We start from the raw sequence: 16,835 nt of genomic DNA on the forward strand, positions 1-16,835 counted from the left end.
GCACAGAAACGGCTCGAAAATGGACCGAAACTGCGGCTGGAACATCGAAATTTCCGTGCACAGGTGTCGGACCGATGAGGCGCGAAACGTCTTGTAACCACTCGACCACAACCGAGGTGTTGCCATGTCCAGTTCCGCACTGAAACCCGCCGCCGACCTCGCCCGCGGAAACGGCGTGCGTTGTCCCAACGAGAGCACCGAATATCGCCGCGCCCGCGAGCAATTGCTGGCCGAGGAGATCGAACTGCGCCGTCACATCGAACGGGTCGCCGAATTGCGCCGGGCGTTGCCGCCGGGCGGCGCGGTGACGAAAAACTATGAATTCGAGGGCGAGGGCGGCAAGGCCACCTTGTCGGACCTGTTCGGCGACAAGCAGACGCTCGTGATCTACAGCTACATGTTCGGCCCGCAGCGCGAACAACTGTGCCCGATGTGCACGTCCTTCATGAGCACCTGGGAAGGCAAGCTGCCCGACGTCGAACAGCGCATCGCCTTCGTGTTCGTGGCGCGCTCGCCGATCGCGCGATTGATCGAGGCGAAGAAGGCGCGCGGCTGGACACGGCACCGGATCTATTCGGATGCGTCGGGCGATTACACGCGCGACTATGTCAGCGCGGCGGATGCCGATGCGCCCGGCTACAACGTGTTCACCCGGCGTGACGGCAGCATCCGCCATTTCTGGTCCGGCGAAATGGGACCATCGACCGCCGACCCCGGACAGGACCCGCGCGGCGCGCCCGACTTCGATCCGCTGTGGACCATTCTCGACACCACGCCCGAAGGGCGTGGCAAGGACTGGTATCCGCGGCTGAGCTATTAGCGAGGTGCTCGCGGCTGACGCCGACCCATTTACAAATCCAGAAATTGGTGTAAGTGATCGCGCGCTTCCGCAGATCCCTGGAAAGACGATGCTTCGCATAGACACCCATTCGTCACGTTGTGCAGGCCAGCCGGTCGTCCGGCGCGGTCGTGCTTTGGCGTGCGCAATTGGCGTGTATTCGATTGGCGCATCGTATCCGCAAGGCAAACTACCAGCGTAACGCGGCAGCGGGTCTCCCTCTGCCGTCGAGGCAGGGAATGATCCGCGGTATGCCATTCGTGGCAAGCTCGACCTTGTAATTCCTCCCTGCCTGCAAAACCAACTGACCTGCGTCGCGACTGATGCCGGTCCTTCCGAAGTCCTGAACGGCCTGCGGAACGAAGTAATGCAGTGAAGGAGAGTGAGATGCGATCCGATCCCTACAAGGAGCGCGCCAGGGCGCTGGCCGTTGAAGCGGGGCTCGACCCCGACGCGAAGATCGATCGGCCCGGCCAGCGGCCGATGCCGACGTGGTGCCTGTTTCGCGATGCCGCGCGCAAGGAGAAGCTTGCGCGCGACGCGGAGGCTGTTGCTTCCGATATCGCGCAGAGGCCGCAGGCGGCGCAATACCAGAACAGCCCGCTCAAGATCTTCGGCAAGCACGACGACGCCACGATTGCGCAGATGCGCAATTGCATGTCGGTCGGAAATGCAGTCGCCGGCGTCATTTGCGCGGACGGCCATCTCGGCTATGCCCAGCCGGTCGGCGGCGTGATCGCCTATGAGAAGCAGATCAGCATCTCTGGTGTCGGCTTCGACATCGGCTGCGGCAACATGGCTGTGCGGCTCGACACGCCGTTTAGCCAGATCGAAAGCAATGTCGGCACGATCATCAAGGACGTGCACAACGTGATTTCGTTCGGTGTCGGACGCACCAACGATGAGCGCGTCGAGCACGAACTGTTCGACGACGCCGATGCGTGGCGGGAGTCCGACATGGGCGCCTACCGGCAGAAGGCGGTATCGCAACTCGGCACCGTCGGGTCGGGCAATCACTATGTCGACCTGTTGCGCGACGAGGAGGGCTTTGTCTGGATCGGCGTGCACTTCGGCAGCCGCGGCCTCGGTCACACCAGTGCGACCCGCTACCTCAAGGCCGCGGGCGGCAAGGATGGCATGAACGTGCCGCCCGCCGTGATCGACGAGGATAGCGAGATCGGGCGGCGCTACATCGCGGCGATGCAACTCGCCGGGCGCTACTCCTATGCCGGCCGCGAATGGGTGGTCGAGCGCGTGCGCCGGATCATCGGCGGCGAGGTCACCGACATGGTTCATAACCACCACAATTACGCGTGGCGGGAGAACCATGGCGGCAAGGATTTGTGGGTGGTTCGCAAGGGGGCGACCCCGGCATTTCCGGGCCAGCGTGGCTTCATCGGCGGATCGATGGGCGACGATGCTGTCATCGTCGAAGGCGTCGACAGCGAGGAGGCGAAGGCCTCGCTCTACTCGACCGTGCACGGCGCGGGCCGTCTGTTTGGCCGCAAGGAGGCCAAGCGGCGGTTCACGCGCGGCGAGATGGACGCCTGGCTGCAATCGCGTGGCGTGACATTGATCGGCGCCGACCTTGACGAAAGCCCGATGGCCTATCGCAGGCTGCCGGAGGTGATCGCCGAGCACGCCGGCTCGATCAGGGTTCAGCACACGTTGCGTCCGTTCGCCGTGGCGATGGCGGGCGAGAACGAGTTCGATCCATTCAAGGATTGAGGCCGAACTTGGCCCGTTATGGGACACCCGGCGCTTACGTCACGCCGGGTGTCCCTGATTGGGACCAACGCCGGCATCATTGCGGGGAAATTTCTCCAATAGTTCCATGGATTTGAACCCGCCTTACATCCGCCCGCGTTTAAGCCGGATTTAACTAAAAGTCGCCTTAATGACGCTCTGTGCCTCTGCGAGATGCTGCCCGGGGACATATCCGGACGCGGCATCAAAGGGGGACTTGGTGGAACTTGTTGTTCTGGGCGTTGTGTGAATGAGTAAGCGTACGCGTGCGTTCGGTCCTGCGGCCCGCAGCCGCGGGAAATCCTCCCGCAGAGGCATTCCCCAATATTTTCTCGGCGGTGTCGCGGTCGCAGGCCTCGTGCTGGGCTGCGCCTGGACCGTTTACACCAACGTGCTCGGCGCCAGCATCTATCCATCCGTGAACAACGCCGGCTTCGAGGCGCGCGCCGTCAACAACCCGAGCACCGTCGCGGCGCACGCCGTGCGGCCGGCCTTCAATGAGATTTTCGCCTCGCTGCCGCAACAGTCGCTGGTGATGCCCGCCCCGGAGAACGTCGCGAGTTCGCTGATGTTCAACGAAAGGTTCGCAGCCGCCGCCGCGCAAGGCGAGCCCTCGAGAGCGGCCGAATTTAAGTCCGTCGAACCGACGAAACTGGCGGAAGCTTCGCCGCCGGCCGAAGCGCCGAAAGCCGTTCAAGCTCCGAAGCCCGTGGAAGCGGCAAAGCCGAAGATTTCTGCTCCAGCCACCAAGCTCGCCTTGAACACTCCTGCGCCGGCGCCAGCAGAGACCGAGGCCAAGACCGGCAAGGCATCCGGCTCCACCGTTCGCGACATGGCGCAGCGCGCCAAGGCCGCCGTGATGTCGATTGCTTCCAACGACAAGCAGACCATGGTCGAAAAACTGTGGGGCAAGCAGCCTTCGCAGAACTCGCTGCTCGCTTTCGCATCCGCCGACGCCAACGTCACCGGCAGCATCATCGATACGCGAAGTCAGAACCCGATGATGGGCGGCTCGCCGCCCTATGATCGCCAGACTGCGGTCTACGACATCACCGCGCGCAAGGTCTATCTGCCCGACGGTACCCAGCTCGAAGCGCATTCGGGACTCGGCTCGAAGATGGACGATCCCAAATATTCGCATGTGCGGATGCAGGGCGTGACGCCGCCGCACATTTACGAACTGAAGCCGCGCGAGGCGCTGTTTCACGGCGTACCGGCACTGCGGCTGACGCCGATCGGCGGCGAAGAAAAAATCTACGGCCGCGACGGGCTGCTCGCGCACACCTACATGCTCGGGCCGAGCGGCCAGTCCAACGGCTGCGTTTCGTTCAAGGACTACTATGCGTTCCTCGACGCCTATCGCAACAAGGGGATTCGTCGGCTCGCCGTGCTGGTGAAGGTCCAGTAGGCGGCGCTGCGGCCGCTTCAACGCAGATACGAATTTCAAACTGCCCGCCGAGGTCATTCCTGGCTCGCGCCATCCAACACGCCGCGGCCTGACCACGTCATAGCGACGCACACACCAATCGTCGTCCCTACCTCCGTGCGCAATCGCGCACTCGGCGCAGGGACGACGGAGATGGGGATAGTCGCGATACAAAATATGACTCCGCGTTCTCGCGACGCATTGCGCCCGAGCTTTGCTCTCAACTTCCCGCCCTCTTGATCTGAGGGCGCAGGGAAGACCGGGTGCGCGCCGCACCCGCGGTCTCGTGTGCAAAGTGCGCAGAAGAGAACGCACACGAGCATACAGGTACAGCGGGAGCATCCCGGCCTTCCCTGCGCAGTGGCTTTACGGCTTACTTCGTGCTCTCCCCGGTGAACGGCTCTTTTGCCACCGTCGCCCCCGAGAAGCTTCGCTTCTTAAGGACTTAATGCCAGCACCGCGACATCAGGACCACACGACTTCGCCGTACGCGTCGGGCGCGCTCGCCTGCTGCGCCTTCCGTGTCCACCGCATCTCACCGCACGTTCGTGACGATGGCGAAGCGCCCCTCATCTGCCGTGAGACGGGCGGAGTTATGCGACTGATTTGCCTCTCGCGTGAAGCGGAATATTTTTGATTCCCGGGCTTGACATGATTTCGGAAAATCAGAAGTGATTTGGTCTTGCGTTAGCTTGTCGCGGCCGCTGCACGAATTTGCGCTTGCGCGCACGCAAATCAGCTAGACCAGGCCCTGCCTGGAACTGGAACTCCTGTTCCCGCACTTTTACGGGGCTATGCATGATATTTTACAGTTGCGTCCGACCGCCGATTTACATCTAACTTCTTAGAGCGTTGCGAGCACAAGGGTCCTGCGCGCAGCCAGGCGTTGGAGTTTTTGTCAGAACGAGAGTGTGTTTGCTTGAGTGAGCATAGAGGAAGCGGATTTAGACCGATACCAGCACCGCCGTCTTGCGACGCTCCAAACCGAGATGGGGCGCGGACTCCTCACCGCCAGTTTGCAATGACGCCTCGCGGAAAAATGGGCAATCGCCTTCTCGCATCATTGCCGGAATCGGACCTTGCTCTGCTCGCTCCCGAGCTTGAATTGATCGCGCTCGAACAGGACGCAATCCTTTCGCGGGCGGGTGACGACATCCAGTATGTCATCTTCCCACATAGCGGCGCCATCTCGCTGATGATCGAGATGGCGGACGGACACACGGTTGCCACCGCTGCGATTGGGCGTGAGGGGGCCGTCGGCACACTTTCGGTGCTCGGGCCGTCACCCTCGGCGATTACGGCCGTGGTTCGCGCGGCCGGTACCGCCGCTCGGATCCCTGCATCGCGATTTCATACTGTTTTTGGCCGCAGTCCCGCGATCCGGAGCGCGGTACAAAGCCACATCAGGGCGATGCTGATACAGTTCCAGCTCGGTGCGGCCTGCAATGCGCTGCACCCGGTCCAGGCCCGGATGGCTCGCTGGTTGCTGCAGCTTAGCGATCGCGTCGACCATGATGTGCTCCCGCTCACTCAGCAGGCGCTATCGCAGATACTCGGTGTGCGGCGCACGACCGTGACGCTCCTGATGCGGAATCTGCGCGCGCGGGGAGGGATCAGATCCGATCGACGAGGGTTGATCGAAATCGACCGGACGCGGCTCGCAAGGGCAGCGTGCGAATGCCACCGCGTCATGCGCCTCGAAGCCGAGGAGGTTTTCCCGGCTACCTCCGACCGGTCTCGCGCCGCGGTCCTGCCCGAAGATGGGGTGTTGTCCCTGGAATAGAGCCGGATTCCATGTGAGCGCGTCTCCGCGCGACTGGTTTGCCGCTAAGCCAAATTGACGCGCCGATCCTGTGCCAGATCAGGTGCTCTGCCGCCAATCGCGTTCGAGCGCTGACTCGGATTTCGCCTCGAGCTTCGCAATCTCGCGCAGCACCTTCGCTGTCTGGCGCAGCTCGTCGCGCTCAGGGCCCGGCTTCAGCCGTCGTGCCTCGTCAAGAATGTCCTTTGCCTGTAGCAGCCAGGTGGAGGTTTCGGTTGAGACTTGCATGCGCGCCATGGTGTCCCCCGATCGCGATCATAACTCGATCTGTGTCGATGCTGCTCGTTTGATTTGATGTGCTTCTTACGCCAACCGGTGCATCCCCTCGGATCACCTTCGGGGGCATGCTTTGCTCGACGCTATGCCGAGCTGGCGCTGCTATGCCGCACACGGATGCTCGGCTCGTCGACCCAGGCTTCACGGGCAAACCAGGCGTGATCGGTGTGGCAGATCACGCAACGGGTCCGTGAGAAGAATACAGCGCTGCGGCTAAAGCTCTCGCGATCAGTCTTGATGCCGGTGGGAATCGCATGTCCGGTTCGGGGACACTTGACCATGACCATTCCCATATCGCCCTCCCTCGAGATTGGCTTCTTGTTTGAAAAAAGCACCGGCCGGTTGGAGTGCGCCACTTGTCGGTGCGGGTTACTTGGGGGGCATCGCGCACCGCGTCTGATCGAGCATCGGGTAGTGGGCCGTATGCTCATCGCTTGGACGTGTTTCCAACCGGCCGGATCCCTCCTTGGTGTAGTCTCGGATGTGAATTGGACGCCGGTCTTTTCAGCCGGTTTGCTGGAGAACCTTGGTGAAGTGCTTCCTGATCGGCTCACCCGTTTCCGTCGTAAGTTTCTGGGCAAGCACCCACAATTCCCTGTTCTGGTCAGAAGCGGTGTTGAACGCCTTGCGCGCTTGCGCCGCTGATACGCTAAGAACGTCAGTGGCTGACTTGCTGCCGAACAGACGAACGAAGAAATCGAGCGTGGAGGCGGCATTGGCGTTTGAGATTTCGAACAACTTGAGCCCGTAATCGGTCGCGCCCCTCGCATTGCTCGAATAGCTCTCGCGCAGCACTTCCGTCATCTCCTCCGAAGCGGCCTTGATTTTCTCGCAGCCTTCACGTGCGCGGGCGAAGCCCTGCTCGGTAAGCTCGCTAACCACGCCAGGCGCGGCGATCTTCGAGAAGTCCAACCACGGCATTCCGAGAAATTGCGTTCCGTTCGGCATCGCTTTCATTTCGCTTTCACTCACGGCAACATTACCTTTCCCAAGCGAAAGCATTCCTCGCAGACGCTGGCTTGCGTCACGAGAGCTCGCGCTCCGCGTTAGATCAGATTGTGGATGAGGATTTTGCCCAGCCCTCGACGTTACTTTGCCTAGGAGGATCGGGACTGTCGGTTCGGTTTGCGACTCTCGCGAAAAGTTTTTTTGAAGTTGTCAACGCATACGCTGGTATATTTTACACAGCGCTGTGCATAACCGGGATATCTCAAGCAGCGGGAAGGTTTTGCTTCAGCGTGACGTTGCAGAAACACCGCGCCGCTGCGGTCCGGATCCGCCCAAACAAAAACCCCGGCATTTCTGCCGGGGTTTTGCATTTTGTGGAGCGGGTTCCCGGCTCAGCGGTGCACCGCGTCCGGGACGACTTCGTCGCTTAGAAGTCCATGCCGCCCATGCCGCCGCCCGGAGGCATGCCGGCGCCGGCGCCGGCGTTCTTCTTCGGCAGTTCGGCGATCATGGCTTCGGTGGTGATCAGGAGAGCCGCGACGGAAGCCGCGTTCTGGATCGCCGCGCGAACCACCTTGGTCGGGTCGATGATGCCCTTGGAGACCAGATTGCCGTATTCGCCGTTCTGCGAGTCGAAGCCGTAGGAGTACTGCTCCTTCTCGAGGATCTTGCCGACGATGACGGAGCCGTCTTCACCGGCGTTGATCGCGATCTGGCGGGCGGGCGCGGACAGCGCCTTGCGGACGATCTCGACGCCGGTCTTCTGGTCGTCGTTCTGGGTCCTGAGGCGCTTGAGCTGCTCGGAAGCGCGGAGCAGGGCGACGCCGCCGCCCGGCACGATGCCTTCTTCAACCGCCGCACGGGTCGCATGCATCGCGTCATCCACGCGATCCTTGCGCTCCTTCACCTCGACTTCGGTCGCGCCGCCGACGCGGATCACGGCTACGCCGCCCGCGAGCTTGGCCAGACGCTCCTGCAGCTTCTCACGGTCGTAGTCCGAGGTGGTTTCCTCGATCTGCGCCTTGATCTGCTGAACGCGCGCCTCGATGTCGGCCTTCTTGCCGGCGCCGTTGACGATCGTGGTGTTTTCCTTGTCGATCATCACCTTCTTGGCGCGGCCGAGCATCTGCAGCGTGACGTTCTCGAGCTTGATACCGAGATCTTCCGAGATCGCCTGACCACCGGTCAGCACCGCGATGTCCTGCAGCATGGCCTTGCGGCGATCGCCGAAGCCCGGAGCCTTGACGGCCGCGACCTTCAGACCACCACGCAGGCGGTTGACGACGAGGGTGGCGAGGGCTTCGCCTTCGACGTCTTCGGCGACGATGACCAGCGGCTTGCCGGTCTGCACCACGGCCTCGAGCAGCGGCAGCAGCTCGTTCAGCGAGGAGAGCTTCTTCTCGTTGATCAGGATGTAGGCGTCGTCCATTTCAACGCGCATCTTGTCGGCGTTGGTGACGAAGTAGGGCGAGATGTAGCCGCGGTCGAACTGCATGCCTTCGACGACGTCGAGTTCGGTCTCGAGCGACTTGGCTTCCTCAACCGTGATCACGCCCTCGTTGCCGACCTTCTTCATGGCGTCGGCCAGGAACTTGCCGATTTCGGCGTCGCCGTTGGCCGAGATGGTGCCGACCTGGGCGATTTCCTCGTTCGAGGTGACCTTCTTGGAGTTCTTGACGAGGTCGGCGACCACGGCTTCCACCGCCAGGTCGATACCGCGCTTCAGGTCCATCGGGTTCATGCCGGCGGCAACCGACTTGGCGCCTTCACGGACGATCGCAGCCGCGAGCACGGTCGCGGTGGTGGTGCCATCGCCGGCCGCGTCAGCGGACTTGGAGGCGACTTCGCGCACCATCTGCGCGCCCATGTTCTCGAACTTGTCGTCGAGCTCGATCTCCTTGGCGACGGTGACGCCGTCCTTGGTGATGCGGGGAGCGCCGAACGACTTGTCGAGCACGACGTTGCGGCCCTTCGGGCCGAGCGTGACCTTCACGGCGTTGGCGAGAATATCAACGCCGCGCAGCATGCGGTCGCGGGCGTCGACGCCGAATTTGACTTCTTTGGCTGACATAATTGGTTTCCCTGAGTTGATCTTTGTTTCTCACCCTGTCGGGGAGGCGCCTTGCGGGCACTCCTCAGGGTGAGCGTGGCAGGCGATGTCTTAGGCGGCCTTCTTCTTGGCCGAGGTGGCGTCGAGCACGCCCATGATGTCGGACTCCTTCATGATCAGGAGTTCCTGGCCGTCGATCTTGACCTCGGTGCCCGACCACTTGCCGAACAGCACGCGGTCGCCGACCTTGAGGTCAATCGGGATCAGCTTGCCGGCTTCGTCACGGCCACCCGGGCCGACGGCGACGACTTCGCCCTGGGAGGGCTTTTCCTTGGCACTGTCCGGAATGATGATGCCGCCAGCAGTCTTCTCTTCGGCGTCGATGCGTTTGACGACGACGCGGTCGTGAAGCGGACGGAAGTTCATGCAGTCCTCCTAAACGTCTGGGAATGTTGTAGAATTCTGGAATTTTGGCAGTCCGGTCCAGCGAGTGCCAGTCCGGCTGCGGCTGATTTAGGCCAGTATTCTTCGGGGGACAAGGGCTTCTAGCAGAAAAATTGGCACTCAAATATGTCGCCTGCCAATTTCATTAATCATGATTAACCGGGCGGCGGGATGTTGGGACCCCCGTATTAGCACCTGCGGTAAGCTGCTGCTAGCGCGTGAATTTTCAACAATTCATTAAACATTTAGGCTTGTGATAGGTTGGTATCGTGCGTCACATTTCTCTCATGTGAGCGCATCTCCGCCGGGGTGGCTCGGTGTGTGGCCACCACGACAATGCGCTCCTGAAACGGAGGTATTGGCATGGTCTCGCGGGTTGGAGTTGCTTCCGACGACTTCCGGAAGCAGGTGCTGGGTTACGGGCTGACGACGGCGCAAATTCTGTATCGGATGCCGGATCATCCCTCATTGCTGCAGACCTATGTCTGGCAGAACTACGATCTGTTTCCGAAATTCCCCGCGCTGAAGGACTTCCTCGCGTTCTGGCAGGAAAAGCTTGATGGCCCGCTGTTTTCCGTAACGGTCGCGCATTCCAGGCTGATCAAGCCGACGGAGCTGCGTGCAGTCGACGGTGTGTTCAGGCTGCATTGATTGGGGTGCTGTAGGGTGGGCAAAGGCGCGACAGCGCCGTGCCCACCACGTCAGCGTAGATCTCCGCTCTTGATGGTGGGCACGGTGCAAACGCGCCTTTGCGCACCCTACAAAAGTTTTCTGTGTTAGCCTCCTGCCATAACAACAAGGGAGGCAGCAATGGCCAAGCAGAAGGCGGCATCACGTCCCGCGGCGCAGCCCGCCGTGAAGAAGAAGTGGTCAGGTCACAAGGCGGCAGCCAAGTCCTCAGCACGCAAGGCCGTCAAGTCAAAGGCGAGAGGCGCGCCGGCAGTCAAGGCCAAACCGGCCAGGAAGGCGCGGCCGAAGCAGCGCATCGCCATCAGTCATCACCGCGAAGAAGATTTTAAAGCCGACGGCCTGCGCGCTTACGCAAAGTACCGCGACCTCGGGATAGCGGACGCCACCCATGGCCTGGCGCAGGCGCATGTCATCCGCCTGATCGGCCCGTGCAACCCGGCGGAAGTTTCAAAACTGCATTACCACGACGTCGAATTCCAGATGGTCTATGTGCTCAAGGGCTGGGTGAAGACCTACATGGAAGGGCAGGGCGAGACGCTGATGAAAGAAGGCAGCGCCTGGACCCAGCCGCCGCGCATCAAGCATCTGATCATGGATTATTCCGATGATGTCGAGTTGCTGGAAGTGATTTTGCCGGCAGAGTTCAAGACGGTGGAATTTGCGGGGTAGTGCGGCATGCACGTCGTTCCGGGGCGGCTCGTAGAGCCGAACCCGGAACCTCGAGATTCCGGGTTCGCGCTCCGCGCGCCCCGGAATGACAGCGAGAGACTCACGTCATCACCCCCACCACCGCCCCCATCAAACACGTCGCCAGCGTACCTGACACGATCGACTTCAGCCCCAGCGCATTGATCTCCTCGCGCCGATCCGGTGCCATGGTGCCGAGGCCGCCGATCATGATGCCGAGGCTGGCGAAGTTGGCAAAGCCGCACATCGCGTAGAGCATGATCAGCCGCGAGCGCGGATCGAGCGCATCCGTGCCGAGCTTCGAGAGGTCGAGATAGGCGATCAGCTCGTTGAGCACGGTCTTGGTGCCCATCAGGCTTCCGGCCGTGACGGCTTGCGGCCAAGGAAGGCCCATCAGCCAGCACACCGGCGCCATTACAAGCCCCAGCAGCCGCTGCAGCGAAATTTTGGCGCCGCCGATCTCGGGCAACAGCCCGAGGATCGCATTGACGAGATAAACCAGTGCCACCAGCACCAGGAGCATCGCGACGATGTTGAGCAGCAGTTCGAGCCCGGCCGCCGTGCCCTTGGTGATGGCATCCATGGTCGAGGACGCATGCATGTCGGGATCTCTGAGCGAGCCGCCAGTGCGCTTATCTGAAGTCTCCGGCACCATGATCAGGCTGATCAGGATCGCGGCCGGCGCGCCCAACACGGATGCAATGACAAAGTGCGCCGCCGCGTCCGGGATCAGCGGCGCCAGGAACGTGGCGTAGAGCACCAGCACGGTGCCGGCGATGCCGGCCATGCCGCCGGTCATCACCAGAAACAATTCGCTGCGCGTGAGTTGCGCCAAATAGGGGCGGATGAACAGCGGCGCCTCGACCATGCCGAGAAAGATATTGGCCGCGGCCGATAGTCCGACCGCGCCGCCTACGCCGAGCGTGCGCTCCAACAGCCATGCCATGCCGCGCACGATCGGGGGCAGTACGCGCCAGTAGAACAGCAGCGTGGTCAGAACGCTCATGACCAGCACGATCGGCAGCGCCTGAAATGCCAGGACGAAATCCGCGCCCGGTGCCTTGAGATCGAACGGCAGCGCGCCGCCGCCGAGATAGCCGAACACGAAGGAAGTGCCGGCGCGCGTCGCCGCCGCGATCGTGCCGACGGCGTCGTTGATGGCGCCGAAGGCTTTTGCCACCAGCGGCAGCTTGAGCAGCACCAGCGCGGTAATGATGGTGACGGCGAGGGCGATCGCCACTTGACGGAGCGACACGGCGCGGCGGTTCTCGCCGCACGCCCAAGCGATCGCCAGCAACGCCAGCACGCCAAACGCCGATTGCAATTGCAGCATGGATCCCCCCAAAACCCCGAGAGCGATTATGCCAACCTTGTCGATTTGTGAAAGCCCAACTCGTGTGCCGGACGCGGTGCAGCGCCTTAAGCGCGTTCACGCGCGTCTTCGGCGCGCTATGGCGCAGCGCCGCAGGGCGGCATCAACATCGAGCGCCAATCAGGACCGGCCCATCAGCTTCGATCATCCGAACCAGGGCGTTGCTCAGCCTCGCGGCTTTTATGGATGGGATGGGACGATGGCCTGTCTGACCTGAGACGAGGTGGCAGGCGTCGTTAACTGGTCAGCCGCCATGTGCAGCAGCAATCCGGGAGCCACTGTGAGCTCCAGCGTCAGCGCGGTGGCGATGTTCCACGGGTTGAGGAGATTAACGAGAGCCCAGAAGCCGTCGAGATGCAGAACGACAAGATGACTGGACACAATAAGCAGGCCCGCCGCCCACAGCCAGACCGTTCCCATCAACCGCAACGCCTTTGCCAGGATGGACATGGATCGCCCCCATTACTTCACCTGATCGCGTTTTAGGGACAAGGGATGAGGATCCGCGGAAGAAAACTGTCGGCATTCTCCAGTTCACGTTCAGCATCGGTAAAGGCTTCGACATCGCGGCCTGATGCGATTCGGCTGAATTCTGCTGGGCGATTTATCTCGTGTGACGGTCCGCTGCTTCTTGTGCCCCACAACGGGACGCACCTTGCGGCGTCTGCTTGCGCGAAGCGCGCGCCTGTCCGACGCGTGGCCGTATTCAACCGGAATGGATGCTGGCCTGGATTTGCCTTAAGGGGAGCGCCGCAAGACTAACAAAAGGTTAAATCGCTGCGATTCTTGCCGTCGTCCGTTGCGATAGACCAACTGTCGATGAGGATCGCTGAGCATGGTCGCCGGGGGCCCACCATCTCTGTGACGCTACAGTAGCGGCTGAACTTATGCTCTCTGAAAGGTTGTGTCGCGGGCTTCAGCGATACGGAGCGAGCACGTGAATCATGAACGAAATACTTATCTCGCTCTTCCTGCTCGTTAGCCTGCTGATAAACCTGTCATCGCTGGACGACATTTTCATCGATCTGCTGTCTTTCGGGATCGCGCATTCTCCTTTTCGGCGCGCCCCCGCCGAGCCGGCTCCTCTCCCGAATATTGCGATCTTCGTCGCCAATTGGCGTGAGGAGGATGTCATCGGCAAAATGGTGGAGGGCAACCTCGCGCGGATCGATATTCCGCAGGTTTCGCTCTATCTCGGCGTCTATCCAAACGACACGGGCACGCGTCGCGTCGCTGAAGCCCTTGCCGCAGCCCATCCCGATCGCGTGCGGGTCATCGTCAACAGTTTGCCCGGCCCCACATCCAAAGGGCAGATGCTCAACGAGATGTTTGCCCAGAGCTTTGCGGGAGAGCAGGCTCCGGACCTGGTCGTTCTGCACGACAGCGAGGATGTCATCGATCCACGCAGCTTTGAGATCTATGCGAGATATGCCGGCGAATACGATTTTATCCAGGTTCCTGTCTTCTCGCTCAGCCGCCGCAGAGGGGCCTATGTCGCTTCGACCTATATGGAGGAGTTCGCCGAACGTCACACGCGTGAACTGATCGTGCGCAACGCGCTTGGAGCCGCCATCCCTTCTGCCGGGGTCGGTACCTGCCTGACGCAGGCGCTCATCAGGCACTTTCTGGAGACACGCGGGCAGGTTCTGATGTCCGGGACAGTGACCGAGGATTACATTCTCGGCATCGAGGCCAAGCGCGCGGGGTTCAGATCGATATTCGCCGCGCTGTCCGCGCGTGCCGAAGAGGGGGCCGACTATGTCGCGACCCGCGAGTTCTTCCCCCAGCGTCTGGAAGCTTCCATCAAGCAGAAGACCCGCTGGGTCTACGGCATCGCCTTCGAAGCGATGCACAGGCTCGGCTGGCACGGCCAGCCCTGGGACATCTATTTCTTCCTGCGCGATCGCAAGGGAATGATTACGAACTTTCTGGCCCCTGCATCCGTCGTTCTGATGATCCTGACGCTCGCGGGCCTTATCGATCCCGAGGCCCTGCCACGCGGAATGTACCAGCTCTTCCAATGGTCGCTTTCGTTCAATCTCCTCGCGGTGGCGTTCCGCTATGTCGCGCGCCTGACCTCCAGCTACCGGGTCTATGGCAGGATCGAATGGCTCGGCGTCGCGATACGATGGCCCGTAGCGCTGTACATCAACATGGTTGCCACGTTGCGCGCGTGGAAAATCTATCTGGGCGAATCGCAGTTCGCCACTTCCCCCATCGTGTGGTCGAAAACGACTCACGACATCCCCGATGATTTCCTGGCCGCCACACGCTGATCTCCCGATTCCATAGAAGAATAGACATGCGCATCCTCATCGCCTTTGGCACTCGGCCAGAGATCATCAAGCTCGGTCCTGTCTATCGCGCCATGCGTCAAGCCGGCGCGCATGTCGATGTCTTCTGGTCGGGGCAGCATATAGATCTGGCGGACGGGCTGCTGGAGCTGTTCGAAATCGAGCTTACCCATGGCGGCACTGGGGTCATGCAGGAGCCGAGTCTCGCCGGCAAGTTCGCGCTGATCACGCAGCAGATGCAATCCCTGCTCGGAGCGGGGCAGCATGATTGCGTCGTGGTACAGGGCGACACGATGACCGCCGCAGCCGGCGCCCTGACAGCCTTTCTGAACCAGGTCCCCGTTGCGCATGTCGAGGCCGGGCCGCGGACCGGAACGCTTGATTCGCCCTGGCCGGAGGAGTTCAACCGGCGCCTCATCACGATCGCCTCCACATTGCATTTCGCGCCGACCGGACGGTCGTGCGACAACCTGCTGCGCGAGGGTGTACAGAGCGATCGTATCAGCGTGGTCGGCAATACCGCGGTCGATGCGCTGCTTTATGCACGCTCCAGGCTTGCTGGAGGTTACGTTCCGATCGACAGGGAGATCGCAAATCTCCCGCGCGACAGGAAGCTCGTGTTGGCGACGTTGCACCGGCGCGAGAACATCGGGGCGCCCCTGGACGAGATCCTCGAGGCCCTGCGCGAGCTTGCAGATGACGGCGACAAGCTGATCCTCCTTCCTGTTCACCCCAACCCGGATATCCGGGCGCAGGTCGTGCGGGCGCTGGGCGCGCGGCCGAATATCCGCCTGCTGAAGCCTCTCCAATATACCGATTTCGTCTACCTGCTCAGTCGGTCATGGACGGTCGTGACCGATTCGGGCGGCGTCCAGGAAGAAGCGCCGACATTCGGTCTCCCTATCCTCATCACGCGCGAGAGCACTGAGCGACCCGAGGTCGTCGAGGCCGGGTTTGGAACGCTGGTGGGGTCCAACTGCGATGCGATTATCGCGGGGGTGAGGCGTCTCACCAGCTCCGATGCGCCGCAGCTTCTGCCTGCCCGCAATCCGTTCGGCGACGGCGAAGCGTCGCACCGCATAGCGGAGCGGATTTTCAGCCTCAGAGCGTTGCAGCAAGCCGCGGAGTAAAAGATGGCAGTTCTGGCAGAATACGCGACTAGCGTCCCACTCAACGTCAGTCAGGTGCGCTGGAGGCGGTTGAGGAACCTCATCCTCATTACCCTCGGTCTCGCCGTCACAGTCGTGATCGCCATCCATCTGATCTCCGGCGGGGTTGTGCTGATGAAGGCCTCCGGGCTCGTCACGCGCGAGCATATCGCCATCGGCGCGCCCTATCAGGAAACACGCGTGAGGCAGGTTTTCGTTCGCCCGGGAGACAGGGTGGAGGCCGGGCAGAAGATAGCGGTCGTCGAATCGACGTCCATTTCGCGCACGCTCGCGGAGCTCGCCGTCGAAAAGGCCAGGCTGGAGACCAGGATTGGGGCCATCGAGGCGAGGCAAACTGCGATCGGCATGTTGCTGCCGGCCGCCGAGGCCAACGCCAGGCAGGCGCAGGACTATCTCGACAAGGTGTCCGGCGCGAGCAGGCACGGTCTGGTGGTGGACAAGCTCCTGACCGACATGACCAGCGCGGCTTTTGCCGCCGCCGAGAAGCACCAGTCTTTGAAAGCGGAGCGAGTTTCGCTCGCGGGCGAGTTGGCCGTATATCGCAATGCCCTCAAGCAGGTGTCGGACACCTACGACTCCTTGCACAACGCCTATGCCGGCGGAGCCTTGTATGCACCGGTCAACGGATATGTGGGCAGCAAGGTCATGAGCGCCGGAGCCGTGCTCGGCCCGGCCGGCAATGACATCGCCACAATCTACACGGGCCCGAGCTTTATCCTCGCCTATCTACCCGACAGCTACCTGTTCGATCTCAAGGTTGGGCAGCGCGTCCATGTGCGTTCCTACAGCCAGTCCATCATCGGACTTGTCGAGGACCTGCTGCCCGTGACCGATGCCATGCCGCCTGAATTCCAGATCCCGGGTGATGTGCGACAGAGGGGGCAGGTTTTCAAGATATCGATCCCCGAGGGTGCCTCGCTTCCTCTCGATCAGAAGGTGAAAATCTCCACCTGCTACTTCAACATGTGCGATTCGGGCGCCGGAATACTTCGGGAGGTCATGCACCGCATCATGAACTACGTCGAACGTATCCAAGGATACGCGCGCTAGAAGTGAGCAGGCAGGAGCCCCAG

The 16,835-nt window shown here is 61.7% G+C and carries 15 protein-coding genes; 9 read left to right on the forward strand and 6 right to left on the reverse strand.

Annotated elements, in window-relative coordinates:
* The first annotated feature begins 124 nt into the window (after positions 1-124).
* The 4 genes from V1292_RS19960 (at position 125) to V1292_RS19975 (ending at position 5,793) form a co-directional block, all read left to right on the forward strand.
* Positions 125-820: a DUF899 family protein gene (locus tag V1292_RS19960; RefSeq protein ID WP_334374408.1), complete on the forward strand. Its 696-nt coding sequence runs from the start codon at positions 125-127 to the stop codon at positions 818-820.
* A gap of 405 nt (positions 821-1,225) precedes the next feature.
* Entirely contained in the window at positions 1,226-2,566 is a 1,341-nt protein-coding gene (locus tag V1292_RS19965) for an RtcB family protein (protein WP_334374409.1), read from the forward strand.
* A gap of 268 nt (positions 2,567-2,834) precedes the next feature.
* On the forward strand, positions 2,835-3,992 hold the full coding sequence (locus tag V1292_RS19970; RefSeq protein WP_334374411.1) for a DUF2778 domain-containing protein: 1,158 nt from the start codon (positions 2,835-2,837) through the stop codon (positions 3,990-3,992).
* Positions 3,993-5,115: 1,123 nt separating this feature from the next.
* Positions 5,116-5,793 carry a Crp/Fnr family transcriptional regulator gene (locus tag V1292_RS19975; protein ID WP_334374412.1) on the forward strand — a complete coding sequence of 226 codons (678 nt, stop codon included), beginning with the start codon at positions 5,116-5,118 and terminating at the stop codon, positions 5,791-5,793.
* Between the two features lie 78 nt (positions 5,794-5,871).
* Here the strand turns inward: V1292_RS19975 and V1292_RS19980 are convergent, their stop codons facing one another.
* From V1292_RS19980 to V1292_RS20000, 4 genes are all read right to left on the reverse strand, one after another.
* A complete protein-coding gene (locus V1292_RS19980) occupies positions 5,872-6,060 on the reverse strand; it encodes a hypothetical protein (protein ID WP_334374413.1) in 189 nt (62 codons plus the stop codon).
* A gap of 552 nt (positions 6,061-6,612) precedes the next feature.
* Positions 6,613-7,080 carry a phasin family protein gene (locus V1292_RS19990; protein WP_334374415.1) on the reverse strand — a complete coding sequence of 156 codons (468 nt, stop codon included), beginning with the start codon at positions 7,078-7,080 and terminating at the stop codon, positions 6,613-6,615.
* Between the two features lie 403 nt (positions 7,081-7,483).
* Positions 7,484-9,127 carry a chaperonin GroEL gene (gene groL / locus V1292_RS19995; RefSeq protein WP_334374416.1) on the reverse strand — a complete coding sequence of 548 codons (1,644 nt, stop codon included), beginning with the start codon at positions 9,125-9,127 and terminating at the stop codon, positions 7,484-7,486.
* Between the two features lie 90 nt (positions 9,128-9,217).
* A complete protein-coding gene (locus V1292_RS20000) occupies positions 9,218-9,532 on the reverse strand; it encodes a co-chaperone GroES (RefSeq protein ID WP_057843921.1) in 315 nt (104 codons plus the stop codon).
* A gap of 381 nt (positions 9,533-9,913) precedes the next feature.
* Between V1292_RS20000 and V1292_RS20005 the strand changes: the two genes are divergently transcribed.
* Positions 9,914-10,201 (forward strand): usg protein, encoded by a 288-nt coding sequence (locus V1292_RS20005; protein WP_028349895.1) that lies wholly within the window; start codon positions 9,914-9,916, stop codon positions 10,199-10,201.
* A gap of 159 nt (positions 10,202-10,360) precedes the next feature.
* On the forward strand, positions 10,361-10,909 hold the full coding sequence (locus V1292_RS20010; RefSeq protein ID WP_334374417.1) for a cupin domain-containing protein: 549 nt from the start codon (positions 10,361-10,363) through the stop codon (positions 10,907-10,909).
* A gap of 100 nt (positions 10,910-11,009) precedes the next feature.
* On the opposite strand, the gene V1292_RS20015 is transcribed toward V1292_RS20010, so the two are convergent.
* A complete protein-coding gene (locus V1292_RS20015) occupies positions 11,010-12,260 on the reverse strand; it encodes a NupC/NupG family nucleoside CNT transporter (RefSeq protein WP_334374418.1) in 1,251 nt (416 codons plus the stop codon).
* Between the two features lie 219 nt (positions 12,261-12,479).
* The gene (locus tag V1292_RS20020; protein ID WP_334374419.1) at positions 12,480-12,749 is read right to left on the reverse strand and encodes a hypothetical protein; all 270 of its coding nucleotides are present in this window, start codon (positions 12,747-12,749) and stop codon (positions 12,480-12,482) included.
* 494 nt (positions 12,750-13,243) lie between these two features.
* Here V1292_RS20020 and V1292_RS20025 point away from each other — a divergent pair, with 494 nt between their 5' ends.
* The 3 genes from V1292_RS20025 to V1292_RS20035 are packed head-to-tail and all read left to right on the forward strand — an operon-like array spanning position 13,244 to position 16,812.
* Entirely contained in the window at positions 13,244-14,575 is a 1,332-nt protein-coding gene (locus V1292_RS20025; RefSeq protein WP_334374420.1) for a glycosyl transferase family protein, read from the forward strand.
* A 26-nt stretch (positions 14,576-14,601) separates the two neighbouring features.
* Positions 14,602-15,723 (forward strand): non-hydrolyzing UDP-N-acetylglucosamine 2-epimerase, encoded by a 1,122-nt coding sequence (gene wecB, locus V1292_RS20030; RefSeq protein WP_334374421.1) that lies wholly within the window; start codon positions 14,602-14,604, stop codon positions 15,721-15,723.
* Positions 15,724-15,726: 3 nt separating this feature from the next.
* Entirely contained in the window at positions 15,727-16,812 is a 1,086-nt protein-coding gene (locus V1292_RS20035) for an HlyD family secretion protein (RefSeq protein ID WP_334374422.1), read from the forward strand.
* The last annotated feature ends 23 nt before the right edge of the window (positions 16,813-16,835 follow it).

This window comes from Bradyrhizobium sp. AZCC 1719 (assembly GCF_036924525.1).
In the GTDB taxonomy this organism is placed as follows: domain Bacteria; phylum Pseudomonadota; class Alphaproteobacteria; order Rhizobiales; family Xanthobacteraceae; genus Bradyrhizobium.